The 25411-nt window shown below is 71.3% G+C and carries 24 protein-coding genes; 14 read left to right on the top strand and 10 right to left on the bottom strand.

What is annotated here, in order from left to right:
- The first annotated feature begins 174 nt into the window (after positions 1–174).
- Both DGO_RS06750 and DGO_RS06745 read left to right on the top strand, forming a co-directional pair.
- Positions 175–1611 carry an MDR family MFS transporter gene (locus DGO_RS06750; protein ID WP_083847237.1) on the top strand — a complete coding sequence of 479 codons (1437 nt, stop codon included), beginning with the start codon at positions 175–177 and terminating at the stop codon, positions 1609–1611.
- Positions 1612–1904: 293 nt separating this feature from the next.
- On the top strand, positions 1905–2861 hold the full coding sequence (locus DGO_RS06745; protein ID WP_014684732.1) for a hypothetical protein: 957 nt from the start codon (positions 1905–1907) through the stop codon (positions 2859–2861).
- A gap of 62 nt (positions 2862–2923) precedes the next feature.
- Here the strand turns inward: DGO_RS06745 and cax are convergent, their stop codons facing one another.
- On the bottom strand, positions 2924–4000 hold the full coding sequence (gene cax, locus DGO_RS06740) for a calcium/proton exchanger (protein WP_043801467.1): 1077 nt from the start codon (positions 3998–4000) through the stop codon (positions 2924–2926).
- Between the two features lie 120 nt (positions 4001–4120).
- Here cax and recG point away from each other — a divergent pair, with 120 nt between their 5' ends.
- Entirely contained in the window at positions 4121–6475 is a 2355-nt protein-coding gene (gene recG, locus DGO_RS06735; protein WP_014684730.1) for an ATP-dependent DNA helicase RecG, read from the top strand.
- 302 nt (positions 6476–6777) lie between these two features.
- On the opposite strand, the gene DGO_RS06730 is transcribed toward recG, so the two are convergent.
- On the bottom strand, positions 6778–7629 hold the full coding sequence (locus tag DGO_RS06730; protein WP_014684729.1) for a helix-turn-helix transcriptional regulator: 852 nt from the start codon (positions 7627–7629) through the stop codon (positions 6778–6780).
- A 113-nt stretch (positions 7630–7742) separates the two neighbouring features.
- Between DGO_RS06730 and DGO_RS06725 the strand changes: the two genes are divergently transcribed.
- Positions 7743–8444 carry an SDR family NAD(P)-dependent oxidoreductase gene (locus tag DGO_RS06725; protein ID WP_014684728.1) on the top strand — a complete coding sequence of 234 codons (702 nt, stop codon included), beginning with the start codon at positions 7743–7745 and terminating at the stop codon, positions 8442–8444.
- A gap of 81 nt (positions 8445–8525) precedes the next feature.
- On the opposite strand, the gene DGO_RS06720 is transcribed toward DGO_RS06725, so the two are convergent.
- The 3 genes from DGO_RS06720 to mnmA all read right to left on the bottom strand — a co-directional run bounded on the left by DGO_RS06720 (position 8526) and on the right by mnmA (position 11270).
- On the bottom strand, positions 8526–9359 hold the full coding sequence (locus DGO_RS06720; protein WP_014684727.1) for an alpha/beta fold hydrolase: 834 nt from the start codon (positions 9357–9359) through the stop codon (positions 8526–8528).
- A 130-nt stretch (positions 9360–9489) separates the two neighbouring features.
- Positions 9490–10083 (bottom strand): TetR/AcrR family transcriptional regulator, encoded by a 594-nt coding sequence (locus tag DGO_RS06715; protein WP_043801464.1) that lies wholly within the window; start codon positions 10081–10083, stop codon positions 9490–9492.
- Positions 10084–10127: 44 nt separating this feature from the next.
- Positions 10128–11270, bottom strand: coding sequence for a tRNA 2-thiouridine(34) synthase MnmA (gene mnmA, locus DGO_RS06710; protein ID WP_014684725.1), 1143 nt, complete (start codon positions 11268–11270; stop codon positions 10128–10130).
- A 155-nt stretch (positions 11271–11425) separates the two neighbouring features.
- Between mnmA and DGO_RS06705 the strand changes: the two genes are divergently transcribed.
- The 3 genes from DGO_RS06705 (at position 11426) to DGO_RS06695 (ending at position 14650) form a co-directional block, all read left to right on the top strand.
- A complete protein-coding gene (locus DGO_RS06705) occupies positions 11426–12415 on the top strand; it encodes an HD domain-containing phosphohydrolase (RefSeq protein ID WP_014684724.1) in 990 nt (329 codons plus the stop codon).
- A 51-nt stretch (positions 12416–12466) separates the two neighbouring features.
- Positions 12467–13627 carry a diaminopimelate decarboxylase gene (gene lysA / locus DGO_RS06700; protein ID WP_043801459.1) on the top strand — a complete coding sequence of 387 codons (1161 nt, stop codon included), beginning with the start codon at positions 12467–12469 and terminating at the stop codon, positions 13625–13627.
- A gap of 69 nt (positions 13628–13696) precedes the next feature.
- Positions 13697–14650 (top strand): nuclease-related domain-containing protein, encoded by a 954-nt coding sequence (locus tag DGO_RS06695; protein ID WP_014684722.1) that lies wholly within the window; start codon positions 13697–13699, stop codon positions 14648–14650.
- 31 nt (positions 14651–14681) lie between these two features.
- On the opposite strand, the gene DGO_RS06690 is transcribed toward DGO_RS06695, so the two are convergent.
- Together DGO_RS06690 and DGO_RS06685 are read right to left on the bottom strand one after the other, a co-directional pair.
- On the bottom strand, positions 14682–15335 hold the full coding sequence (locus DGO_RS06690) for a phospholipase (RefSeq protein ID WP_264371040.1): 654 nt from the start codon (positions 15333–15335) through the stop codon (positions 14682–14684).
- Positions 15336–15518: 183 nt separating this feature from the next.
- Positions 15519–16556 (bottom strand): DUF1517 domain-containing protein, encoded by a 1038-nt coding sequence (locus DGO_RS06685; RefSeq protein WP_014684720.1) that lies wholly within the window; start codon positions 16554–16556, stop codon positions 15519–15521.
- A gap of 137 nt (positions 16557–16693) precedes the next feature.
- Between DGO_RS06685 and DGO_RS06680 the strand changes: the two genes are divergently transcribed.
- Positions 16694–17077 (top strand): hypothetical protein, encoded by a 384-nt coding sequence (locus DGO_RS06680; protein ID WP_043803390.1) that lies wholly within the window; start codon positions 16694–16696, stop codon positions 17075–17077.
- 25 nt (positions 17078–17102) lie between these two features.
- Here the strand turns inward: DGO_RS06680 and DGO_RS06675 are convergent, their stop codons facing one another.
- From DGO_RS06675 to DGO_RS06665, 3 genes are all read right to left on the bottom strand, one after another.
- Complete coding sequence (locus DGO_RS06675; protein ID WP_014684718.1) at positions 17103–17618, bottom strand: LeuD/DmdB family oxidoreductase small subunit; 516 nt, start codon at positions 17616–17618, stop codon at positions 17103–17105.
- Positions 17619–17725: 107 nt separating this feature from the next.
- Positions 17726–18076, bottom strand: coding sequence for a hypothetical protein (locus DGO_RS06670; RefSeq protein ID WP_014684717.1), 351 nt, complete (start codon positions 18074–18076; stop codon positions 17726–17728).
- Positions 18073–19353 carry a 3-isopropylmalate dehydratase large subunit gene (locus tag DGO_RS06665; RefSeq protein ID WP_014684716.1) on the bottom strand — a complete coding sequence of 427 codons (1281 nt, stop codon included), beginning with the start codon at positions 19351–19353 and terminating at the stop codon, positions 18073–18075. The genes DGO_RS06670 and DGO_RS06665 overlap by 4 nt, the downstream gene beginning before the upstream one ends.
- Positions 19354–19448: 95 nt before the next feature.
- Between DGO_RS06665 and DGO_RS06660 the strand changes: the two genes are divergently transcribed.
- The 6 genes from DGO_RS06660 (at position 19449) to DGO_RS06635 (ending at position 25331) form a co-directional block, all read left to right on the top strand.
- Entirely contained in the window at positions 19449–19874 is a 426-nt protein-coding gene (locus DGO_RS06660; RefSeq protein WP_043801454.1) for a response regulator, read from the top strand.
- A gap of 75 nt (positions 19875–19949) precedes the next feature.
- Positions 19950–20372, top strand: coding sequence for a response regulator (locus DGO_RS06655; RefSeq protein WP_169331000.1), 423 nt, complete (start codon positions 19950–19952; stop codon positions 20370–20372).
- Between the two features lie 62 nt (positions 20373–20434).
- Complete coding sequence (locus DGO_RS06650; RefSeq protein ID WP_043801450.1) at positions 20435–20863, top strand: response regulator; 429 nt, start codon at positions 20435–20437, stop codon at positions 20861–20863.
- Positions 20864–20874: 11 nt separating this feature from the next.
- Positions 20875–22188 (top strand): glycerate kinase type-2 family protein, encoded by a 1314-nt coding sequence (locus tag DGO_RS06645; protein WP_043801447.1) that lies wholly within the window; start codon positions 20875–20877, stop codon positions 22186–22188.
- 295 nt (positions 22189–22483) lie between these two features.
- On the top strand, positions 22484–24016 hold the full coding sequence (locus tag DGO_RS06640; RefSeq protein WP_014684710.1) for a B12-binding domain-containing radical SAM protein: 1533 nt from the start codon (positions 22484–22486) through the stop codon (positions 24014–24016).
- A 151-nt stretch (positions 24017–24167) separates the two neighbouring features.
- Entirely contained in the window at positions 24168–25331 is a 1164-nt protein-coding gene (locus DGO_RS06635; protein ID WP_169330999.1) for a sugar ABC transporter substrate-binding protein, read from the top strand.
- Positions 25332–25411: the final 80 nt, after the last annotated feature.

The following is a 25411-nucleotide window of genomic DNA, read 5'->3' as shown; positions in this document are numbered from 1 at the left end:
AAACGGGAGGGGGTGCGGGACGCCGGGCCAGTATAGGGAGCGCGCATCCTTTCAACATTGAGCAACGCTGAAGATCGCCGGTTTCCGTCCTCATCGGCGCGGCGTCTGTGGACCCCGCCCACGCCGGCCGGCGGCCCCGTGCCGTCTCCAGGTCAGGAGAGTAGCCTTGGCCGCATGACCGATTCCGCCTCTGCCCCGCCCGGCACGCCCGTCGCCGGGGCCGCCCACCAGTCCGCTCCCCTCAGCCCGGCCGAGCAGCGCCTGCGGGTGCTGGCGACCACCGGGCTGGTCGTGGGCATCTTCCTGAACGCGATGGAGGCCAGCGTGGTCTCGACCGCCATGCCCAGCGTGATCCGCGAGCTGCGCGGCGAGTCGCTCTACGCCCTGCCCTTCGCCGTGTACCTGCTGACCAGCACGGTCTCCAGCCCGCTGTGGGGCCGGGGGTCGGACATCCTGGGCCGCAAGAAGCTGTACCTCATCGGCGTCCTGCTGTTCCTGGTGGGCAGCGCGCTGTGCGGCGCGGCCCAGAACATGCCCTGGCTCATCGGCGCGCGGGCGGTGCAGGGACTGGGGGCGGGCGCGCTGCTCACCATCTCGCTGACCATCGTCGGCGAGCTGTACAGCCTTCAGGAACGCGGCAAGGTGCAGGCCTTCATCAGCGGGGTGTGGGGCATCTCGGGGCTGGCCGGGCCGCTGCTGGGCGGCTGGCTCACCGACTCGCTGTCGTGGCGGTGGACCTTTCTCGTGTCGCTGCCCTTCGGGGTGCTGGCCTTCGCGCTCGTGGCCCGGTTTCTCAAGCAGACGGGCGAGCGGCGGGCGGCGCGGCTCGACTGGCCCGGCGCGGCCCTGTTCACGGCCGGCAGCGCCCTGATCGTCTGGGGGCTGGAGACGCGGGCGTGGTTCCTCGCGGGCCTGGGGGTCCTCGTCCTGGCGGGGGCCATCGCCGCCGAGCTGCGCCACCCCGCTCCCCTGCTGCCCATGAAGGCGCTGCGCGAGCGTGTGCCGGGTGTGGCCTTCGCCGGCAACCTGCTGGGGGGCGCGGCCTACTTCGGGGTCATCGCATACCTGCCGCTGTACGCCCAGAGCCTCTCGGGCGGCGCGACGGCGGCCGGGGCCATCCTGACCCCCATGCTGGTCGGCTGGACCCTGACGAGCATCCTCTCGGCGCGCCTCATCCGGGTGGTGCCCCTGGCGCGGCTCTCGCAGCTGGGTTTCGCGCTGCTGGTCGTCATGTTCGCGCTGCTCATCCTGGCGGTGCACGCGCCGCTGTGGGTCACGAGCGCCCTGGGCTTCGCGGTCGGCATGGGCATGGGCTTCGCGATGCTCAGCCTGCTGCTCGCCGCCCAGCAGTCGGCCACGGGCGGCGAGCTGGGCGCGGTGACCAGCGGCGTGCTCTTCGCCCGGCAGATGGGTGGGGCGCTGGGCACGGCCATCATGGCCCTGCTCATCGGCCCGGCGGCCATCGCGGCGGGCGGGTTCGAGCTGGCCGAGGGCCTGCGCCGGGCCTACGTCCTGTCGCTGGGGCTGGTGGCGGTGGCCTTCGCGCTGAGCCTGGCCCTGCCGGCGGTGCGCGCGGCCCCGGACAGCGGCGCGCCGCCCAGCCTGGAATAGCAGAGCAGGCGAATTGTGGGGGCCGTCGGTATCCGCCGCCACGCTTGAACGCCCTTCCAGGCTCCGTAAACGTTCTCTAACCCCCACCCCACCAGTGCAGGCCTGAGCAGCGCCGAGACGACATCGGCACTTCTCAGGCCTGACTCATGAGTCACATCTTAAGTTCTTGGGGCTGCGCGAAAACTCACTTCCGAGGCTAAGGTCGGGACATTCGGAGCAGAGGCCAAGTCTGTATCCCGAGCCGACCGCCCCGAGCTTCCTGATCCCTTTCCCTGTTTTCAAAGGAGTATGCCATGACCACACTGAACGCCGACCGTCTCTCCCAGCGCCTCTCGTGGCGCGGCGTCATCGCCGGCCTCGTCATGGGTCTGGTCAGCACTCTGACCATCGTGGCCCTAGGCGCCGTCATCACCGCCATCACCGGCTTGACCCTCACGGGCGTGGGCATCGCCGCCGCCATCTGGGCCGCCATCGCCGCGCTGGTGGGCGCCTACGCCGCCGGCCTGACCGCCGTACGTGCCAGCGTCCCTGCCACCCGGAACGACGACGGCATCGCCGCCATGACCCACGGTGACGCCACCATGACCGGCCTGATCACCGGCGGCCTGATCGTCCTGCTGACCACGCTGTTCGCCTTCAACGGCGCGAGCCGCCTCGTGGGCACCGCGACCAACGTCGTGAGCGGCGTGGTGGGCACGGCCGCGACCGGCGCCGCCGCTGCGGGTGCGGGCGCTGCCCAGACCCCCGGCGTACAGGGCTTTTTCAACAACATCTCGCCCGCCGACGTCGAGGGCCTGATCGCCGACAACACCAACCTCAACCAGGAACAGGTGAGCGCCACCGCCAACGTGGTGTCGGGCATCGTGCGCCGCGCGCAGTACGACCTGGGCAACACCGACCTGACCAACGTCACCGACTTCGCCCAGGCCCGCGTGCAGAACATCCGTCAGGCGCTGAGCGGCGAGCAGTTCGTGACCCGTCTGGAGCGCCAGGGCCTGAGCAACGCCCAGGCGACCGAAGTGCAGACCGAAATCAACAAGGCCGTGGACCGGATCGAGACCCAGGCCACCCGCACCGCCCAGGCCGCCGAACAGGCCGCGCGCGGCGCCGCCAGCACCGCCGGCTGGGCCTGGCTGCTCGCCAGCGGCCTGACGCTGCTCGCCGCCGTGATGGGTGCCCGCAGCGCCGCGACCACCCGCACCGCCCCCGCCGTGCCGGTCAGCGACGTGCGCGCCAACACCAAGCGCTGAAGCCCTCCGCTCAACAATGCGCCGCGCCCCTTGACCGGGCGCGGCGCATTTCCGTGGTCCGTTCAGGGGACCGGGTAGAAGAACACCGCGAAGGCCAGGATGACGTAGACCCCCAGCAGCAGCACGCCCTCCAGCCAGTTGGTTTCTCCGTCACGCACCACCGAGTTGGCGATCAGGACGGCGGCCACGATGGCGATGAGTTCCAGGGGCGTGACCACCAGGTTCATCGGCTGCCCGACGAGCAGACCCGCGAGGACCAGCAGCGGCGCGACGAGCAGCGCGACCTGCACCGTACTCCCCAGACTGATGGTCATGGAGAGGTTCATCTTGTTGCGCAGCGCGAACATGACGGCGGCGGCGTGTTCGGCCGCGTTGCCGATGATGGGAATGAGGATCAGGCCCACGAAGAACTCGGTGAGGCCCAGGCTCGCGGTCGCGGCCTCCAGCGTGCCGACCAGGAACTCAGACATGAAGGCGACCGCCACCGTGCTCGCGGCCAGTACACCGACCGCCAGCGCCACACTCCAGGGCTTGCCGTCCGGTTCCTCGGCATCGTCGTCGTCGGAGGCCGAGAGCAGGTCGCTGTGCGTGCGCAGCGTAAAGAGCAGGTAGGACACGTACATGACGATCAACACGACCGCCGCCGCGTCCGAGAGATTCACGTCGAGCTGCGCGGCCAGCTCGGGGGCGACCGCCCGCGCGGCGTAGTCGAAGATGGTCGGGATGCTCAGGGCGATCAGGCTGATGGTCAGGAGGCTGGAGATGGCCCCGGCCGTCTTGATGTTGAACCGCTGCTCCTTGTATTTCAGGCCGCCGACGAATACCGCCAGACCCATGACCAGCAGCAGGTTGCCCAGGATCGAGCCGATGAGGCTCGCCTTGACCACCTCCAGCTTGCCCGCCTGAAGTGCGAAGAAGGCGATGATGAGCTCGGTCGCGTTGCCGAAGGTGGCGTTGAGCAGCCCGCCGACGGCGCTGCCCGCACGCACCGCGAGCTGCTCGGTGGCCTGCCCCATGATGCCCGCCAGAGGCAAGATGGCGAGGGCCGCGCTGATGAAGATCAGGGTGGGGTTGCCCCCGGTGTATTCCAGAAAGGCGGCGATGGGCAGGAACACCAGCAGCACGTTGAGCCACTTCACGGCAGGGCCTCGGCGGAGAAATCGGACATGCGCGGATTGTAACGGTCAGATGAAACGGGCCGGCCGCCGCCGCCGCAGCTCCCAATCGGGCCGCGCCCCGCCTGCTAGCCTGGGCGCGGCATGGCGACGGTTCAGGAAATGCGAGAGCGGCTGCGGCGGCCCCTGGCGGCGGAACTCGCCGGAGGCTGCCACGACCGCGTGGTGGCGGGCGGGGTCGAGCGGCTGCTGGCCTCGCCGCTGGCCAGCCCCTTTCCGCAGGTGCGCGAGAAGCTGGGCGGCTACGCGGCGCTGGGCGGCCCCGAGCGCGCCGAAGCCCTGGGGGCCGCGCTGGCCCTGCTGGACGCCGCCGAGAAGAAGGCCGGCGACAGGGGGCCGCGCCCCCGCGCCCAGGCCACCCGCACCGCCCCCCCGCAGGCCGCCCCCGGCGAGCGCCTGCCCCTGGACGCCGAGACCGCGCGGCTCGACACCGGCCCCGGCGGCGCGCGCAAACTCGCGACCCTGGGCCTGCACACGCTGCGCGACGTGCTGCACGCCTACCCGCACCGCCACGAGGACCGCCGCGCGCTGCCCGACCTCTCGGAGGTCGAGGAGGGGCAGAAGGTCACGGTGTCGGGGCAGGTCGTCAGCAAGCACCGCCGCAGCCCCAAGCCGGGCATGCAGATTCTGGAGATCGTGCTGGAGACGCCCTCGGGCGGGCGGGTGCGCGCGAGCTGGTTCAACCAGCCCTGGGTCGAGCGCCAGCTCAAGGAGGGCGCGCGGCTGGTCCTGACGGGCCGGGTCAAGAAGTTCGGGCGCAGCGTACAGCTGGGCGTCGAGCACCTGGAGACGGTGGACGGCGCGCAGGACTCGCTGAGCACCGGGCGCATCGTGGGCGTGTACGACAGCAAGGAGGGCATCTCGCAGGAGTTCCTGCGCCGCGCCGCCCACAAGGCGCTCCAGGCCGCGCCGCCCGGCGACTACCTGCCGATCCACTGGCGCCAGAAGTACGGCGTGACCGACCTGGGAGACGCGCTGTGGGGCATCCACCTGCCCGGCGACGAGGCGCACCTGTCGCGCGCCACCGCCCGGCTGCGCTTCGACGAGTACCTGTTCCTCGAACTGCGGATGCTGCTCCAGGGCGAGGACGCCGTGTTGCAGGGCAAGCGGTTCGAGGCACGTGGCGAGGACATCCACACCTTCGAGGGCGCGCTGCCCTTCCGCTTCACGAACGCGCAGCGCCGCGTGCTGCTGGAGATCACCGACGACATGCGCAGCGACCGCCAGATGGCCCGGCTGGTGCAGGGCGACGTGGGCAGCGGCAAGACGGCGGTGGCCGCCTGCGCGCTGTACCTCGCCGTGCGCGACGGCTACCAGGGCGCGCTGATGGCCCCGACCGAGATCCTGGCGCGGCAGCACTACGCCAACCTCGTGGGGTATCTCGGGCAGCTCGACGTGCGGGTGGGGCTGCTCATCGGCGCAATGACCCCGAAGGCCAAGCTGGAGATGCAGACACGCATCGCCCAGGGCGACGTGGACGTGGTCGTGGGCACGCAGGCCCTCATCCAGGAGAACGTGCAGTTCGACCACCTGGGGCTCGCGGTGGTGGACGAAGAACACCGTTTCGGCGTGCAGCAGCGGCGCAGGCTGCTGAAAAGCCGGCCCGACGTGCTCGTCATGTCGGCCACGCCCATTCCGCGCAGCCTCGCGCTCACGGCCTACGGCGATCTGGAACTCAGCATTATCGACGAACTGCCGCCGGGGCGCACGCCGGTCGAGACCAAACTCATTCAGGATACGCACCGCGCGCAGGCCTACGGCTTCGTCATGCGCCAGATCCGCGAGGGGCGGCAGGCCTTCGTGGTCACGGCGCTCATCGAGGAGAACGAGAACCTGGAGCTGCTGGCGGCCACGCAGCTCGCCGACGACCTCAAGGTGCTGCTGCCCGAGGCGCGCGTGGACCTGCTGCACGGCAAGATGTCGGCGGCCGAGAAGGACCATGTGATGGAACGCTTCCGGGCGCGCGAGTTCGACGTGCTCGTGTCCACGACCGTCATCGAGGTGGGGGTGGACGTGCCCAACGCCTCGGTGATGGTCATCGAGAACGCCGAGCGCTTCGGCCTCGCGCAGCTCCACCAGCTCCGGGGCCGGGTCGGGCGTGGCAGCGCCAAGAGCTACTGCGTGCTCGTGGCCGGCGAGCACAGCAAAAAGACCCGTCAGCGCCTGAAGATCATCGAGGGGTCCACCGACGGCTTCGTGATCGCGGAGGCCGACCTCAAGCTGCGCGGCCCCGGCGAGCTGCGCGGCACCCGCCAGAGCGGCATTCCGGACCTGCGGCTGGCCGACCTCGCCAACGACGCCGAGATCATCGAGCAGGCGCGCGAACTCGCCAAGCACATCCTGGCCCACGACCCCCGGCTGGAGCATCCGCGCCTGGGCTACCTGCGCGCCGAGTTGCAGAGCCGCTCGCAGAGCGTGGCCTTCCGCGAGGTGATCTGAGAACAGAATTCAGAGGGACCGGGGGATGACCCTGGTTCTCTGAATCGAGGGGAGGGAGCACGTGGAAAGGACAGCGGTTGGACGGGGCCGCTGGGCCTGGGGGCAGTCCCCGGCCGGATTCACCCTCACTGCCCAGAGGGTCCGGTCCCGACGCCTCTCCGACGTTTGTGGCGTGAGTTGGTCCGAGCAGGGCAGGCCTGCCCAGACCAGAGGAAAGCGGCTTCCGGACGTGAAGCCGATGACCCGGCACTCTCCCGGTTGAGCGACGACACGAACGGCGCTCCGCGTGAATGCCGCGCAGCTCAGGCGGACGACGCGGCGCGGCGCAGCTGCTCCAGCTTGAGGGCGTCGGGGCTGCCGGCGGCGGCGGTCAGCACGACGATGCGCAGGCCGTCCTCGCCGGCCGAGAGCACGTCGCAGTCCACCACGATCTCGCCGACGAGGGGATGGTGCACCGTCTTGCGGTCCTCGACGTGTTCACCGACCACGCCCGTACGCCACAGCCGGGCGAACTCGGGGTTGCCGTCCAGCAGCTCACGCAGCAGCCCGGCCAGACGGGGATCGTCCGGGTACTGCGTGACCACACGGCGCAGGTCGGCGACCACCGCGCGGTCGGTCGCCTCCGGCCGGTCGGACTGCACCGGCCAGGCCGCGAGGCCGCTGCGCCGACCCGGCACCGGAAAGCGGGCATAGACGAAATTGCGGTCCTCGGGCGCGGCGCCGGACGGGTCGCCCAGCAGCGCGGCCCAGCTGCGGTTCCACCACATGAGGTGCCAGTCGGCCGTAAAGACGGCCACGGCCACCTCGCCCAGACGCTGCAAGACCCGCTGCACCCCCGGCGAGATGCGGCCGCTGACGGCCCGGTCGCCGGGCGGCTGAAGTCCCGCCAGGCGGTAGAGGTGGTCGCGCTCGGGGCGGCTGAGCTGGAGGGCCTGGGCCAGCGCGGCGACGACCGGGGCCGACGGCGTGGTCGCCCGGCCCTGTTCGAGCCGCACGAGGTAATCGACCGACACGCCGGCCAGCTCGGCCAGTTCCTCGCGCCTCAGGCCCGCCGCCCGGCGCGGTCCCCCGGCCCCCCGGGCGGGCTGGGGCGGCGAGAGGCGGTCGCGCCACATCCGCAGGGTCGCCCCCAGGCTGGTATCGGCGGTGGTCATGGTCCCGAGTCTAGCGCCGCGCCGGACACGTCCGGACTGCCCAGGGTGGGACTGCCCGTCCTACCGCTGCGCCGTCACTGGTTGCCCACCGGGCCGCGACGCACACTGACGCCATGACCATCACCTTCATTACCGGCGCCAACAAGAGTCTGGGCTTCGAGACCGCCCGCCGCCTGCGCGACCTGGGCCACACGGTCCTGATCGGTGCCCGCGACCCGGAGCGTGGCCGGGCCGCCGCCGAGCGCCTTGGGGCCGGGGCGCGCTTCGTGCTCATCGACGTGGCCGACGACGCCTCGGTCGCCCGCGCCGCCGCCGACGTCCAGGCGTACGAGGGGCACATCGACGTGCTCGTCAACAACGCCGGGATCATCGGGGCGCATGGCAGCGCCGACCAGCTCACCGGCCCCGACGCCCTGGACATCCTCAACACCAACGTGGCCGGCATCGTGCGCGTGACCCACGCCTTCTTGCCCCTGCTGCGGCGCTCGGCGCGCCCGGCGGTGGTCAACGTCAGCAGCGGTATGGGGTCCTTCGCCCTCACACACGACCCCGGGCGGGTCGAGTCCAGCGTCGTCGCGCCGCTCTACACGGCGTCGAAGTCGGCCGTCACCATGCTCACCACGCAGTACGCCCGGGCGCTGCCGGACATCCGCTTCAACGCGGCCGACCCCGGCTACACCGCGACCGACTTCAACGGCCACAGCGGCCACCAGACCGTGCAGGAGGGCACCGACGCCATCGTCGCCCTGGCGACAGAGGGCCCGGAGGCCGGCACCGGGCGGTTCATCGACCGCTTCGGCCCTGTCCGCTGGTAGGCCGGTGCGCCGGTAGACCACCGCCGGACCGGCACAGGCGCGGGCGGCCCCCACTCCGGAGGGCCGCCCGCGCCTGCCGCCTCACTTCTTCAGGAAGTTGAGCAGGGCCGTATTCACCTCTTCGGGGAAGGTCCACAGGATGTTGTGGGGGCCGTCCTCGACGACCACCAGCTCGCTGCCCTGGATGAGCGCCGGAAGGCGGCGGGCCGTCGAGTCGATGGGCAGCACCCGGTCGGCGTCGCCGTGGATGATCAGCGTGGGCACGTCGATCTTGGCCACGTCGGCGCGGAAGTCCTCCAGCCAGGTGTCCACGCAGCGCAGGGTGGCGATGGCCGAGGCGCGCGCCGCGAGGTTGAAGTTCGCGTGGATGACCTCGTCGCTCACGCGGGTGCCCTTGAGCTTGTCGGTGTTGTAGAAGTTGTCGAAGAAGTCCGTGAGATACGCGAAACGGTCCTTGCGGATCGCGTCCTTGATGCCCTCGAACACGCTGGCGTCCACACCCTCGGGGTTGTCGGCCGTCTTGAGGAGATACGGCGGAATCACGCCGATCAGGACGGCCTTGCTGACGCGCGACGAGCCGTAGCGGCCCAGGTAGCGCGTGACCTCGCCCGTGCCCATCGAGAAGCCGCCCAGAATCACGTCCTGAAGGTTCAGGTGCGAGAGCAGCGCGTCGAGGTCGGCGGCGAAGGTGTCGTAGTCGTAGCCCGACGAGGGCTGGCTCGACTGCCCGAAGCCCCGGCGGTCATAGGTGACGACGCGGTAGCCGGCCTGGAGCAGCGCCGCTTCCTGACGCTCCCACGAGCGGCCGTTGAGGGGATAGCCGTGGATGAGCACGACCGGCTGGCCCTGGCCGTGATCCTCGAAGAAGAGTTCGATGGGCTGACCGTTTTCCTGACCGACAGTGACATAGGGCATGGCTGGAAACCTCCTGAAAGAGACGACGTAGGGTGACTGACCCGTCCAGTCTATAGTTACCTAGCCATAGGTAGACAGGAGCTTCAGCAATCCCTAAAGGCTGCCCGCAGGAAGCCCAGGCGGCTCCGGCTCAGGCGGCGCGCAGCTGTTGCAGCAGCACGCGGGCCAGCGGCTCGAACTGGGCGGTGTCGCCTGAGGCGCGCGCGAGCAGCATCGCGCCCTCCAGGCCGGCGAGCAGGGCGGCGGCCGACTGCTCGGGCGACTGGAGCGTCTTCATCTCGCCACTTTCCTGACCTTCGGCCAGGGCGGCGGCCAGCCAGCGGCGGTTGGTCTCGAAAAACTGCGCGACCTCGCCCTGCATCGCGGGGGGAAGGGTGTTGTAGTCGTTGGCCAGCACGGTGCACAGGCAGATGCGACCGTCGGGATGCACCACCTCGCGGTAGGCCAGCAGGTAGGCTTCGAGCCGCTCGGGCAGGGGCAGCCCCCGCGCCGAGATGGCCGCGAGATGCGTTTCCAGGCGCTCGCGGTAGCGGCGAACCAGCGCCACCCCCAGGTCGGTCTTGGCCGGAAAGTGGTAGTGGACGCTGGCGTTCCGGATGCCCAGGCGGCGGCTGATGTCGCTGTAACTCACGGCATTGAAGCCCCGGAGCTGCACGAGCTCCTGCGCCACATCCAGAATCTGTGCGGCCGTATCGCCTTTTTCGGTGAGAGACCGCTGAATCATATCTTTAAGTATCTACGTGTCGGTAGAGACAAGTCAACCGTGTGTCAGGCGTGGGCCGGCAGGTCGCGCACGTGGTCGGCGATCAGTCCGCCGCCCAGCAGCCGGGGACCGGCATACAGCACCGCGCTCTGGCCGGGGGCCACCGCGAACTGCGGCTCGTCGAATTCCAGCGAGAAGCCGTGTTCGTCGGCTTGCGTGACCCGCGCCCGGACCGGGGCCGTGCGGTAGCGCACCTGCACGTCCAGTTCGCGCGGCAGCTCCGCGAGGTCCAGCAGGTAGTTGGCCCCCTCGGCGCGCAGCCCGGTCCACAGGCAGTCGGCGTAGTCGCCCACCCAGACCGTGTTGGTGGCCGGGTCCAGGTGAACCACATGGCGCACCCGGTGCGACTGGAACAGCCCCAGGCCCTTCTTCTGACCCAGGGTGTAGAACTGCGTGCCCAGGTGCTCGCCCACGACCTCGCCCGTGGCGATCTCGCGGATCTGGCCGGTCGCCTGGGGAAGCTGCTCGGCCACATAGTCCTGCACCTTGCCCGGCACGAAGCAGATGTTCTGGCTCTCGGGCTTGCGGGCGGTCAGCAGGCCCTTTTCGGCGGCGATCTCGCGCACCTGGGGCTTTTCGAGCTCGCCCACCGGGAACAGGATGTATGGCAGGGCGTCCCGGGGCGTCCCCCACAGGAAGTAGGTCTGGTCCTTGCGGGGATCGTCGCCCCGCCAGAACTCGACCTCGCCGCGCGCGTTCTCGACCCGCTTGACGTAGTGGCCGGTCGCCACGTAGCGGCAGCCGAGCATGCGGGCCTTTTTCACCAGCTCGTCGAACTTGACCTTGGTGTTGCAGTTCACGCAGGGGTTGGGGGTGCGCCCGCGCGCGTACTCGTCCAGAAAGGGACCGACGATATGGCGCTGGAACTGCTCGCGGTAGTCCAGCAGATAGAACGGCACACCGACCTGCTCGGCCACGCGCCGGGCCTCGTAGGCGGCGTCGGGCGAGCAGCAGGAGTCGAAGGTGTCCACGCGCTTGTCGTCGGGCCAGAAGCGCATCATGGCCCCCACGACCTGATAGCCCTGGTCCTTGAGGAGCGCGGCCGTCACGCTGGAATCCACGCCGCCCGACATCGCGCACAGCACCCGCTCTCCCGCCACAGGCGAGGGCGAGGGGGGAAGGATCGGGGCCGCCGGAACCGTCGTCATAACGCCGCAGCCTAACAGACGGGCGGCAAAACCCGGCGTGAGCGGGACTGCGTTTGGAGGGCGGCGCCGGCAAACGTCCATCTGGCGTTCAGGTACGGAGGGCAAAGCCCCTTTTTTCACTCGGGCATTTTGGGGTGGACTCCTACAATGCCGCCATGACCGACAGCGGCTTTTCCTTTCTGGACCCGATGAGGGACCTGCGCGGCGGCGCCTACCTGCGGCTGCTCGACGCGATGCCGGTCATGCTCTGGACAGCCGACGCCGGTGGGCACTGGAACCACGTCAACCGGCACTGGGCCGCCTATACGGGCCTAGTCGGCGAGACGCGGGGCTTCGGGTTCGAGGAGGCCCTGCACCCCGAGGACTATCCCCCCACCCTGCTGCGCTGGCGCGAGGCGGTGCGCAGCGGGCGGGACTACGAGATCGAGTACCGGCTGCGCGGCCGGGAGGGCGGCTACCGCTGGTTCCTGATCCGGGGGGTGCAGGTGCGCGGCGAACTGGAAGAAGAGATGGCCTGGGTCGGGACCTGCACCGACATCGAGGTCCAGAAACGCGCCGAACAGGACCTGCTCGCCACCCGCGAGGCGGCGCTGCGGGCCCTGGCACTGACCCTGGAGGTCCGCGACCGCGATACGAGCAGCCATACCGAGCGGGTGACGCTGCTCGCCACGCAGCTCGGCACGGCGCTGGGCCTGTCGCCCGAGGTGCTGGGCCACCTGCGGCTGGGGGCTTCGCTCCACGACCTGGGCAAGGTGGCGGTGCCGGGGCGCATCCTGCACAAGTCCGGCCCGCTGACCCGCGAGGAGCGCCAGGAGATGCAGCGCCACTCGGCCGAGGGCGAGCGGCTGGCGACGGCGCTGGAATTCGTGCCGGCCGCCGCCCTGCAACTCGTGCGCCACCACCACGAGCACTGGAACGGGGGGGGCTACCCCGACGGGCTCGGCGGCGAGGCGATTCCGTACCTGGCCCGGCTGTTCGCGGTGGTGGACGTGTACGACGCCCTGCTCAGCGAGCGGCCCTACAAGGTGGCCTGGACACGGGAGCAGGCGCTGACCGAGCTGGCCCTCCAGGCCGGCCGGCAGCTCGACCCCCACATGGTCGAGGTCTTTACCCGGCTGGTGCAGGAAGAGGTGTGGCCGGCCTGAGGCGCGGGACGCGGAGCCGCTCCATGCGGATGGGGGCCTAGACTGGCGGGCGTGATTCCTGCCGCCGACCTGCATACCGCCGCCGAGCGTTTCGGCACGCCGCTGTACGTCTACGACGCCGCCGAACTCGACGCCGCCCTGGCCCGGGTGCGCGCCGCCTTCGGAGACGCACGGGTGTACTACGCCATGAAAGCCAACCCCAACCTCAGCCTGCTGCGCCGGCTGGCAGCGGCGGGCGTGGGGGCCGAGTGCGTCAGCCCCGGCGAGATCGCGCGCGCCGAGAAGGCGGGGCTGCGCGGCGACCGCCTGATCGTGAACGGCCCCGCCAAGTCGGCCTCCGAGTACGCGGCGGGCGCCCGCCTGGGCGCGACCTTCATCGTGGACCGCGCCGAGGAGGTCGGGCTCCTGCCGCCGGCCTCACGGGCGCTGGTGCGGGTCAACCCGGCGCTGGAGGTCAGCACGCACGACCACCTCGCCACCGGGGCCGCCGGCAGCAAATTCGGCGTGACGCTGGCGCAGGCGCCGGAGGTCCTGGACGCCCTGCGCGCCGCCGGACACACGGCGCTGGGGCTGCACGTCCACATCGGCAGCGCGATCCGCGACGCGCACGACTTCACGGCCGCCTTCGGTCGCCTGACCGAGTTGCGCGCCCTCACCGGCCCCCTGGCCGTCCTCGACGCGGGCGGGGGCTGGGGCCTGGACGCCGACCTGCCGGGCATCGCCCGCGAGGCCCGCGCCGCCGCCGACGCCTTCGGGGCCGAGCTGTGGGTCGAGCCGGGGCGGTATCTGGTGGCCCGCTCGGGCACGCTGCTCACGCGGGTGGTGGGCACCAAGCGCACGGGACGCAACTTCGCGCTCGTGGACGCCGGCATGACCGAACTGCTTCGGCCCATGCTGTACGGCGCCGCCCACCCGGTCACGCCGCTGTGGGCCGGGGAACCGGCCGGGGTCTGGGACCTCGCCGGACCGGCCTGCGAGAGCGGCGACCTGCTGGCCCGCGACGTGGCGCTGCCCGCCCCGGTTCCCGGCGCCCTGCTCGCGGTGGGCGAGGCCGGGGCCTACGGCGCGAGCATGAGCAGCAGCTACCTCACCCGCGCCCGCCCCGCCGAGGCGCTGTACGAAGGCGGGGGGTGGCGGTGCATCCGGCGGCGCGAGACCCCCGAGGACGTGTGGCGCGCGGAGGTGGAGACGGGAGAGGACACCGGAGGGTAGAGGCGAAAAACTCGCGTCCAGCCGGGTGATTCCGGTACGCAGCGCGGGCAGCTGCGCTAGCGTGGCCGGGTGATCGACAAGGAGCTTGAACCGCAGGACCACGCCGACCCGCTGCGCCGCGCCGGGTTCGAGGCCGAACGCCAGATGGCCCACTACCTGCGGCGGGCCTTCGCGGAAGACCCGAACAGGTTCGTGTTCCATAACCTGCGCCTGGAACGCCGGGGCGAGGCCGCGCAGCTCGACCACCTCATCCTGCACCGCTCCGGCCTGCTGGTCGTCGAGAGCAAGAGCGTGGCCGGGCAGGTCAGCGTGAACGGACACGGCGAGTGGACCCGCTGGTGGAAGGGCCAGGGGCGCGGCATGCCCTCGCCGGTGCTCCAGGCGCGGCGGCAGCTCGACCTGCTGCTCGCGCTGCTCGGGGACCATACGGCCGAGCTGATGGACCGCTCGCTGCTGGGCCTGCGGCAGCGGACCTTCGCGGGGGTGCGGGGCGACGTGCTGGTGGCCGTCTCCGACAACGGACGCATCGACCGGGGGACGGACGTGCCGGAACTCGTCAAGGCCGATCAGGTGCCCGACCGCGTGAAGGCGGTCCTTCAGGTCGGCCACGCCCGGACCTTCGGGTCCTTCGGCTTCACCGACGCCGAACTGACCCGGCTGCGGGCCTTCCTGCGCAGCAGACATGTCCCCGGCCCGCTCCAGACAGGCACCTCACCGGCCCCCCGGCCTCGGCCCCGCCCCGACTCCCGCAGCACTGCCCCGGTCCGCACGTCGCAGGAACGGCAGGCACAGGCGCGGCCCCGACCGGACATGGCGTGCCGCGCCTGCGGAGGCACCGACCTGAGCGTGCAGTCCGGCAAGTACGGCTACTACTTCAAGTGCGCCGGGTGCGCGGGCAATACGCCCGCCAAGCCCGTGTGCGCGCAGTGCGGGCAGCCCGGCAAGGTCAGCCGGCGCGGCCCGGAGTTCACGGCGACCTGCACGGGCGGCCACACCTGGCCCTACTGGACGAATCCGGCCTGAGGAGGCTGGTTTATCGGCCGACCCCTCAGTTTCACTCGAAGCTGCTGCCCCCGCCCACCCGCACGGCCTGGTAGTAGGCGTAGGCGGCAGTCACGCAGGGGGGCCGCTTGATCCAGCTCTTGGCAGCGCAGATGGCCTTCATGTTCGTATGGAAGGCCTCGTCGCTGGTCTTGCGGTTGGCGTCGGTACGCTCGTAGACCTTGAGGTTGCGGTACGCGAAGTCGTGGACGTTGCAGGCAGGCAGGAAGTCCTCGCGGTAGCCCAGGCCCAGGCCGTCGGGCGCGCTGCACCCGTCGCGGGTCCAGTTCAGGCCCGCGTAGGGCTGCGAGGTGCCCCGGTAGGCCGCGTACTGGGCGTCGTAGTTGTTCACGCTGCCCCAGCCGGTGCGCTTGACATAGGCCAGCCGGTCGGAGGCGAGGTCCTGCGCGCTCAGGCCCGGCACGGCAGGCAGGCCCAGGTCGAAAGGCCGCTCGCCGTAGGCCTCCTGCAAGGAGCGCAGCAGCTCGGGATCGTCGCCGTAGCGGCTCAGGACCGCCTGACTGCCCGCGTCCTGAAGTTCGGGGCGCGCGGCGTAGCTGCTCATGGGGGCGCTCAGGGCGGCCCCGGCTGGGGGCGTGGACTGGCCGCAGGACATCAGGACGGCGCTGAGGACGGCAACGGCGGGCAGGGCGCGGCGCATGGACATGGAGCCTCCGGGAGAGGGGAATCGGGTTGTGGTGTGCGCCCGGAGTGTAACGCAACCCGCTGGGCGCAGCGCATGAGAAACCCCACACGGCGGCAGGGGACGCCCGCCGGTGTCGCCGGACCTCCCCCGCAGCGTGCCCGGCCCCTTTCAGCCGCGCGTCAGCCCCGACAGTGCGGGCCCGCCTCAGAGCTTGGTGAGTTTGGGGTACTTCTGGATCGCCTCGTCTTCGCTCAGGAATTCGCCCTCGGCGTCGGGACTCCAGACGACCTCGGCGCGGATGAGGTCACCGGGGGCCACCGCGCTGATGGCCGAGAGCGCCGCGCGGGCCTCGGCGGCGGTGGTCACGCCCGCCGGGGGCAGGTTGCTCAGGGCGTGCGCCGCCACCGCGATGGTCACGGCGAGGTACAGGTCGCCCGCCTCCTTCTGGAAGGTGTAGTCGCCCCGGTGCTCGAAGCCGCTGTTCACGTCGCGGTTCTGGTAGTTGCTGGTGGTCTGCTCGGTAAAGGCGGCGCGGGCCTCGGTGGCCCAGGCCCCCACCTGGCTGTCGGCCGAACTCGCCCCGCCCTGCGCCCGCTCGACGTTGCCGTAGACCCAGCGTTCGGGGTGGCGCAGCGCGACGAGCGCCGCTTCCTGAAGCATGCGCGCCAGGCCCTCGTTGCTGTCGGGGTCGCCGTTCTGGGCCACGCGTTGCAGGGCCGTCTTCACCTCGTCGCCCTGGGCGAGCAGCAGCTGCACGCTCACGGCCTGCGCGCTGCCGCCGCCCCCACCCACGAGGCTGCCCAGCCCCCGGGCCCCGCCCCCCGAGGACAGGCTGCGGCGCATGAAACCCACCACCGCGAAGATCACCACACCGAACAGGATCAGCGGAACGATGCCGAAGCCGCTGCCGCCGTAGTACCCGCCGCCGTAGCCGCCCCCATTGATGATGATGGGGCCGCTGTAGCCGCCGCCCGAATAGCCCCCGCCCCCACCCGAGCCGCCGAAGGACCCGCCCCCCGACGACCCGCCGCCTCCACCCGACGAACTGCCCCCGAAGCCCCCACCCGACTGCGCGGCGGCGACCCCGAGGCTCAGGTGCGGCGTGTGCAGGGGACCGCTGCCCAGGGTCAGGCTCCCGGCGGCCAGCAGGGCGGTGAAGGCGAGCGCGGCGCTCCGGCGCGGTCCACGGCGGTGATCCCGGCGATTCGGACGCGGCGTGGCGGAATCTGAGAGACGGGGCATGTCGCCCAAGTCTACGGGGCGCGGCGGGCGCGGGTTCCGGAAGACCCTTGGCGTTCTCTTGGCGTCGGCCGCCTGCGCCGCCCGGGAGGGGCTTGCCGGGCACCGGCGCGGGGGGCCGGGCCGGGTACACTGCGCGCGTGACCGACCCGACGACCATCACCCTGAGCGCCGACGACTGGCAGGCCTTTCTCGCCGGCCTGTACGACCGCGACGACCGCCTCGACCTGCGCGTGCCCGGCGAGACCTACAGCCGCAAGGAGGCGGTGGACGAGTACGTCCTGAGCGCCCACGCCGAGGCCCTACAGAGCGCCGAGGTGGACGGCGACCTGTGGGGCACCCTGGAAGACATCGACGAAACGGCGGGCAGCGAGGAGGAGGCCTGGGACAAGATCCGCGCCTTCTACCTGGACCGGGGCTGCGTGCTGGTGCGGGTGACCGGCCCGGACATCCACCCCGACGAACCCGAGGAATGGATCTTCGCGGCGGGCCTGGCGCGGCGGCTGGGGCTGCTCGGGGCGTAGCGCCAGGCCGCCGCGCGACCCCGGTCTACTCGGGCGCCCGCTCACCCGGAAAGCGGCCGTGCTTCTTGAAGAAGGCCAGGATGCTGCCCTCGGCCAGCGCCTCGCGCAGGAATTCGGGCGGCGGCGGCAGCTGGACGGTGCCCTGACGCCCGGGGCCGCCCGCGTAGGTGAGCCGGCCGCTGTTCACGTCCAGGTTCACCTCGTCGCCGTCCTCCAGCAGGCCGGTCAGGTCGTACTCGAAGGCCGGGATGCCCAGGTTCAGCAGGTTGCGGTAGTGGATGCGCGCGAAGCTGGGCGCGACGATCGCGCCGATCCGCAGCTTCTTGAGGGCCTGCGGGGCGTACTCGCGGCTGGATCCCAGGCCCCAGTTGCGCCCGCCGATCAAGACGTCGCCCGGCTGCACCTCGCCCGCGAACTCGGGGCGGATGTAGTGGAAGGCGAAGGTCTGGAACACGTCCTCGCCGGCCATGAAGGGCGCGAACTTGCCGGGCAGGATGTCGTCGGTGTTTACGCTGTCGCCAAATTTCCAGATTCGGGGCATGGGTGGTCCTCGGTGGGGCAGGAACGGGGCCGCTCACTCCGTCTGATCGGGAGAAAGGGGCCGGAGACGGTGCGGGGAAGCCGGAGCTGACGCGCGGCGGAACGGGCTCAGGCGTCTGTGCCCGGCTGGGGCGGTCCGGCTTCGGCCGGGGCAGCCTGCGCTTCCAGAAAGTACTCGCCGCAGGCCCGCAGCACGGCCGACACGGCGCGCGTGTAACCGTGCGGGGCCTCGACCCGGAAGGCGATCAGGCCCGCGCCGATGTTCACCCGCGCGGCCTCGGCGGTCAGCCTGCCCAGCGCGTGGACCGTCCAGCGGTCGCGGTCGGGGCTGGTTCCCTTCAGGCCGGTCTCGAAGGCGGCGAGCACCCCGCCGTCCAGCTCGGTCTCCCCCACCCCGGCGAGCAGGTCCAGGCAGGCGGCGAGGTTGCGCGCCTGGATATAGCCCTCCACCACGCTCACGCGCCCACCGCCGCGCGCACGTCCTCGGGCAGCGCGATGTGGCCCAGGACCGCCGTCGCCGCCGCCACCGCCGGGCTGGCGAGATAGATGTGCGCGTCCTTGTCGCCCATGCGCCCGATGAAGTTGCGGTTGCTGGTGCTCACGCAGACCTCGCCGGGAGCCAGCACGCCCTGGTGGCGGCCCATGCACGGCCCGCAGCCCGGCGTGCCCAGGACCGCCCCGGCGCGTTGCAGGGTGAGCAGCGTGCCGTCTTCCATCGCCCGTTCCATGACCTCGCTGCTCGCCGGAATGATCAGCAGCCGGGTGGCGGAGTTCACGCGCTGGCCGCGCAGCACCTCGGCCGCCGCATGCAGGTCCTCGATGCGCCCGTTGGTACAGGTCCCGATGAACACCTGATCCACCTTCAGGCCGCGCAGCGCGGACACGTCGTGGACGTTGTCCACCTCGTTCGGGGCGCTCATGCGGGGGTTCAGAGCCGAGAGGTCGATCTCGACCGTCTGCCGGTAGGTCGCCCCTTCGTCGGGGTACACCCACTCGGGGACGTCGTAGCCGTAGTCGGTGAGGATCTCGCCGCCCGGCACGACCAGCCCGGCCTTGGCCCCGGCCTCGACACACAGGTTCGCCAGCGTCATGCGCTCGCCGCGCGAGAAGCGCTCGCCCGCGTGGATCTCGACGCTCTCGTAGGTGGCGCCGTCGGCCCCCAGCACGCGGATCATCTCCAGCGCGGCGTCCTTGGCGCTCACGCCGGGGCGCAGCTCGCCGCTGAAGGTCACCTTGACGCTCTCGGGCACGCGCAGCCAGGTCTTGCCGCTCGCCGCCGCCAGGGCGATGTCGGTCGCGCCCATGCCGGTCCCGAAGGCCGCCACCGCGCCGTAGGTGGTGCTGTGGCTGTCGCTGCCCAGCACGATCCAGCCGGGGCGGGCCAAGCCCTCTTCCATCAGCACCTGATGGCAGATGCCGCGTCCCACGTCGAAGAGACGCACGCCGGTCCGGGCGGCGTACTCGCGCGCTTCTTTCTGCGCCTGCGCCACGCTGACGGTGCTGGCCGGGGCCACGTGGTCCACGACGATGCTCACGCGCTCGGGGAACTTGGGCACGGCGGCGAGGTCGCGCTCCATGCGCTCGATGAAGCTCTGGGCGATGGAATCCACGACCATCACCTGATCGACCTCGACCACCGCGAGGTCGCCCGCGTACACGGCGCGGTCGCCCCGGCGCGAGAGGATCTTTTCCGCCATCGTCTGTGGGCGGGGAGAAGAGGCTGTCATGCCCGCCATTGTGCCGCCTCTCGGGCGCGCGCAACGTGGCGCGGGTTGGATGACCCGGCCCGCCCGCGCCCGGTCGCCCGGACCCGACCCACTACACTGCGGGCATGACTGCCCTACGTGTGCTCCTCGTGGACGACAATCCCGCCGACCTCCTCCTGGCCCAGGAGGTGTTTCAGGACCACCCGGACGTGCAGCTCACGACCTTCCAGCGCGGCGCGGAGGCGCTGAACTACCTCCAGCATCACGAGGGCCGCCTGCCCGACGTGATCCTGCTCGACATCAGCATGCCGGGCATGACCGGCTTCGAGCTGCTCGAAAAGATCAAGCGCGACGACGTGCTGCTGCACATTCCGGTGGTCATGCTCACGACCTCGGCGCATCCGGGCGACGTCGAACAGGCCTATACCCTGCACGCCAACTCGTACCTCGTGAAGTCCGAGAGCTTCCCCGACTTCATGGGGCAGGTCGACAGCTTCGTGAGCTACTGGCAGCAAAACCGTCTGCTGCACCGCAACCACCAGCCCGGCTGAGACCCGGTCCGCGTGCAGTGGGCCGGATGTGGCGCGTGCGGGTGGTAGGCGCGTATGCTGGGGAGGATGGGCGGCGTGCATATTCTTTTGGTTGACGACAGTCCGGGCGAACTCCTGCTGGCGCAGGAGGCGTTCTCGGTCCACTCGGAGGCCGTCCGCCTGACCACCTTCTCGGACGCGCGCGGCGCGATGGCGTGGCTGGCCGGGGCGGCGGGCGACCTGCCCGACCTCATCCTGGCCGACGTGAACCTGCCCGGCCTCAGCGGCCTGGACTGGCTGCGCTCGCTCAAGGAGCAGCCCGCGCTGCGCCACATTCCGGTCGTCGTGATGTCGGTCGCCGCCCCGCCGCAGCAGATCGCCGAGGCCTACGCCCTGCGCGCCTGCGGCTACCTGCCCAAGGCCCCGAGTTTCGGGGAATTCCAGAAGCAGATCGACGCCCTGGTCAACTTCTGGAGCCGCTGCATGTTCGCCCGCCCGCCCGCCGCCACGCTGTCCTGACGGGCCCGCCACCCGCATCTGCTCATGCCTGCGCCGGGGCGACCCTGTAGAATTAAGGTGTGATGAAGCTTTTGCGGGTGCTGCTGGTGGACGACAACCCCGAGGATATTTTCCTGGCGCGGGAAGTCTTTCAGGAGCATCAGGGGCATGTGGAACTCGTCACCTGTCAGAGTGGCCCCGACGCCCTGGAGTACCTGCGCCGCCACGCCGAGGCGGCCTATCTGCCCGACGTGGTCCTGCTGGACATCAACATGCCGGGCATGAGCGGTTTCGAGCTGCTGCGGGCCATCAAGGACGACGGAGCGCTCGCGCACATCCCGGTGGTCATGCTCACGACCTCCGACCATCCGGAGGACGTGCGGGAGGCCTACACGCTGCACGCCAGCTCGTACCTCATCAAGTCCGAGACGTTCCAGGCCTTCATGGAGCAGATCGACGCCTTCGTGACCTACTGGCAGCGCAACCGCCTGCGCCACTGGCCCGCGCGCTGAGGCCCGGCCCTGTGTCCCACGCCGTCCCCTGGACCGACGACCTCGCCCGCGAAGCGCTGCGGGGGCTGTTCGCGGCCGCCTGCCGCAGCGCCGACCCGGGGCAGGTGCTCGCCGCCCACCTGCCCCCGCCGCCGGACGGTCGGGTGGTGGTCGTGGGGGCAGGCAAGGCGTCAGCCGCGATGGCGGCGGCGCTGGACGCCGCGTGGCCGGGCGCGGACCTGCGCGGCGTGGTCGTGACGCGCGACGGCCACGCGCTGCCGGGGGCGGCCGATGGACGTATCGAGGTGCTGGAGGCGGCCCACCCGGTTCCCGACGCGCGGAGTGAGGCCGCGGCCCGGCGGCTGCTGGCAACGGTGCGCGGCCTGAGTGCCGACGACCTCGTGGTCGCGCTGATTTCGGGGGGCGGGTCGGCGCTCGCGGCCCTGCCGGCCGCCGGCCTGCGGCTGGAGGACAAGCAGGCGGTGATCCGGGCCCTGCTGGCCAGCGGGGCCAGCATCCGGGAGATCAACGCGGTGCGCGCCCAGCTCTCGGCCATCAAGGGCGGGGAACTGCTGCGCGCGGCGCGGCCCGCACGGATGCTGACCCTGCTCGTCAGCGACGTGCCCGGCGACGACCCGGCCCTCATCGCCTCCGGGCCGACCGTGCCTGGCCGCACTTCACCGGCCCAGGCCCGTGAGCTGGTCGCCCGCTACGGTCTGCCCCTTTCCCCCGCTGTCCGGGAACGGCTGGACCGTGCCCCGCCCCGCCTCCCCATTCCGGACAGCCCCGCCGGTCCCGACGAGGTGCGGCTGATCGCCGCGCCGATCCTGGCGCTGGAGGCGGCGGCCGACGCGGCGCGGGCGGCGGGCCTGACCCCCCTGATCCTGGGGGACGCCATCGAGGGCGAGAGCCGCGAGGCCGGACGGGTCATGGCGGGGATCGCGCTGGGGGTCCAGCGGCATGGCCACCCGCTGCCGGCCCCGGCCGTGCTCCTCTCGGGGGGCGAAACCACCGTGACACTCGGTGCGGGCGGCGCACACGGCCGGGGAGGCCGCAACACCGAGTTCCTGCTGGGGCTGGCGACCGCGCTGGGCGGTGCACCGGGCATCTGGGCGCTGGCGGGCGACACCGACGGCATCGACGGCACCGAGGATGCTGCCGGGGCCACCGTGACCCCCACGACCCTGGCGCGGGGACGGGCCGCCGGGCGCGACCCCCACGCCGACCTCGCCGCGCACGACAGCTACAGCTACTTCGCGGCGCTGGGCGACCTGCTCATGACCGGCCCGACCCGCACGAACGTCAACGACTTCCGCGCCGTGCTGGTGCTGCCCGCAGAGGCCTGAGCGCCCACGCCCGCTACAGCCCCCAGGCCCACGGTGCCCCGGCCACCCCCTCCCCGAACTCCTGGGCCGGTCCGGGCCGGGCGCAACGGATGGACGAGACGGCAGGCACGCTGGGGCGGCAGGTGCGCGCCGGAGCCGGGTCCAGCCCATCACACTTCCAAGAGCTTCGCCTCTGCACGTCCGGGCGGGTAAGCTGCGCCGCAGTCCACACACGGCGCGGCGGTATACTGAGAGGCTGTGACGCGCAGGGCGCCGGGGAAAGTTCCGGCCGGAGAAGCGCGCGGCCGGAGGACTTTTGAGTTACTGGAGAAACACGCTTAAGCCGCTGCTCGACGCCGAACAGGGCACCCTGTTCAAGCAGGCCCCCATCCGCGTGACGCTGGCCTTCCCCAACCGCTACGGCGTGGGCATGGCCTCGCTGGGCTATCAGGTCATCTACCGCATGTTCAACCAGGAAGAGGGCGTCGCCTGCGAGCGCGCCTTCCTGCCCGACGACGTGGACGCCTTCGAGCGCACGGGCCAGACCCTGCCCACCGTCGAGTCGGGGCGCGCGGCGGCCGACTGCCAGCTGTTCGCCATGAGCGTGAGCTTCGAGCTCGACCTCACCAACATCATCCGCATGCTGGACGTGGCGGGCATGGCCCCGCTGCGGGGGGAACGCAGCGACAGCGACCCGGTGGTCATGATCGGCGGGCCGCTCACGAGTTCCAACCCCTACCCGCTGACCCCCTTCGCCGACATCATCGTCATCGGAGACGGCGAGCAGATCGTGCCGGTGGTGTCCGAAGCGCTGCGCGAGGCGGCGTCGCGCGAGGACTTCTACGACCTCATCGACGGGATGCCCGGCATCTTCCTGCCCGCACGCCACAGCCACGAGCCGCAGTGGGCGACCGCGCCCAAGGAACTGCTGCCCGCCTACAGCCAGATCGTGACGCCGCATTCGGAACTCAGCAACATGTTCCTGGTCGAGGCGCAGCGCGGCTGCCCGCGCCCCTGCACCTTCTGTTTGGCGCGCACCATGTACGGCCCCAACCGCAACAACCAGGCGCAGGAACTGCTGGACACCATCCCCGACTGGGTCACGAAGGTCGGGCTGGTGGGCGCGGCCCTCTCGGACTTCCCGCACACGAAGTACGTCGGCAAGACCCTCACCGAGCGCGGCATCAAGCTCGGCGTGAGCAGCATCCGCGCCGACACGGTGGACGCCGAACTCGCCGAGATCCTGAAGGCGGGCGGCCTGCGCACCTTCACGGTCGCGTCGGACGCGCCCAGCGAGCGGCTGCGGCGCTGGCTGAAAAAGGGCATCACGACCGAGGACCTGCTCAAGACCGCGCAGATCAGCCGCGACCTGGGCTTCAAGGGCCTCAAGGTCTACATGATGATCGGCCTGGGGCCGGAGAACGACGACGACATCTCCGAGCTCATCGCCTTCACCAAGGAACTCGCGGGGATCAACCGCATCGCGCTGGGCATCTCGCCCTTCGTGCCCAAGCGGCACACGCCGCACTTCGCCGATCCCTTCGCGGGCGTGCAGACCATCGAGAAGCGCCTCAAGCGCATCCAGAAGGAGCTGCGGACCACCGCCGAGCTGCGCAACGTCTCGGCCAAGTGGGCCTGGGTCGAGAACGTGATCGCGCGTGGCGGCCCCGAGGTCGGCATGGCGGCGTACAGCCTCTACAGGAACGAGAGCATCGGGGCCTGGAAAAAGGCGCTGGAGGAGATCGGCTGGCACGACGAGTTCGAGGCCAACACGCCGTCCATCGGCCTGCCGCCCGGCCAGTACGAGCCGCGTGAAGTCAGCGCGCACGCCCAGGGTTTGGCGATCTGACGACCGCATAGATCCAAGCTCACCCCAGGCATGAAGCCCCGGAAGCCAGCAGGCCCTCCGGGGCTTCATGCCTGGGGTGGCCCCGGTCACCGGGCGGACGGCTGGTCATTCCCGCTCCGCTCCGGCGCGCCGCCGTGCTATGGATGCGCTCATGCCCCGCCTGCCCTCCCTGGCCCTCCTGACGCTGACCCTGATCGGCACGGCCCACGCCGCCCCACTGACCGTCTGGACCCATTACCAGCGCGCCGACGCCAACTGGCTCAGGGCGCAGGCGGCACTCTACACGCGGCGGACCGGACAGCCCGTCCAGATCAGGACCCTTCCTCTGGACCAGCTCGGGCCGCAGTGGGCAGCGGCCGGGGCCGGGGGGCCGGACGTCGTGGTGGGCGTTCCCGACGAGTGGCTCCTGCAGGTCCGGACACTCGCCGCGCCGCTGACCCCCGCTGGGCCACAGGACCGGGCGGGAATTCAGGCCTTCACGCTGGGAGGCCGGACCCTGGGACTGCCCCTGATGGCCGAGGCCATGGCGCTCGTGTACAACCCCCGCCTCGTATCGGCCCCCCCGACCACCTGGAAGGCGCTGACCCTGGAACTGGCCCGACAGGTCAAGCTGGGGCGGCAGGGGCTGGTGCTGGACCTGACTGACCCCTACACCCAGGCCGGGCTGTTCCGGGCCTACGGCGCGGACGTGTTCGGCCCCCAGGCCCGGAGCGCGGCCCCGGCGACCTGGGGCCTGGCCCAGCCCGGTGCCCTGAAGGCCGCCGAACGGCTGCGGCAGTGGGGGCCGGCCCTCCTCCGGAATCGCCAACCTGAACGGCGCGGCGGCGGCCCAGGCCTTCGTGGAGGGCCGGGCGGCGATGTGCTTGCCGGCCCCTGGGAGCTGCCCGTCCTCCAGCAGGCCGGGCTGGAGGTCCGGTCGGTCCCCTTTCCCGTGCCGGAGGACGCGCCGCAGGGCTGGCAGCCCTTTGTCGGGCGGCAGGCCGTCATGGTCTCGGCGCGGAGTGTCCAGCGCAAGGAAGGCGCGGCACTGGCCGGGCAACTCAGTTCCGATGCGGCGCAGGTGGCCCTCTACCGGGCCGGGGGCCGCCTGCCGTCCAGCCCCGCCGCCTGGGCGCAGCTCGCGGACACGCCGGAACTGCGGGGGTTCGGCCAGGCCATCCGCGCCGGGGCACCCGTCCCCGCCCGGCCGGAGATGGACGCGGTCTGGGACCCGTGGCAGGCGGCGCTCGGGGCCATCCAGACCCAGCCGCAACGCAGTGTCAGGGAGATTCTCGGGGCGGCTGTCCAGACCATCTCGGCGGCGCTGGGGCGCTGAAGCCCTCTGGGCGTGAAGGCGGGGCCGTGCGCGGCTACCCCTTCACACCACCAAAACGAAAAATCCCCGCCGAAGCGAGG

Source organism: Deinococcus gobiensis I-0, assembly GCF_000252445.1.
Taxonomy (GTDB): Bacteria; Deinococcota; Deinococci; order Deinococcales; family Deinococcaceae; genus Deinococcus; species Deinococcus gobiensis.
Note: the sequence above shows the minus strand (reverse complement) of the source record. Positions and strands in the feature narration are given on the sequence as shown.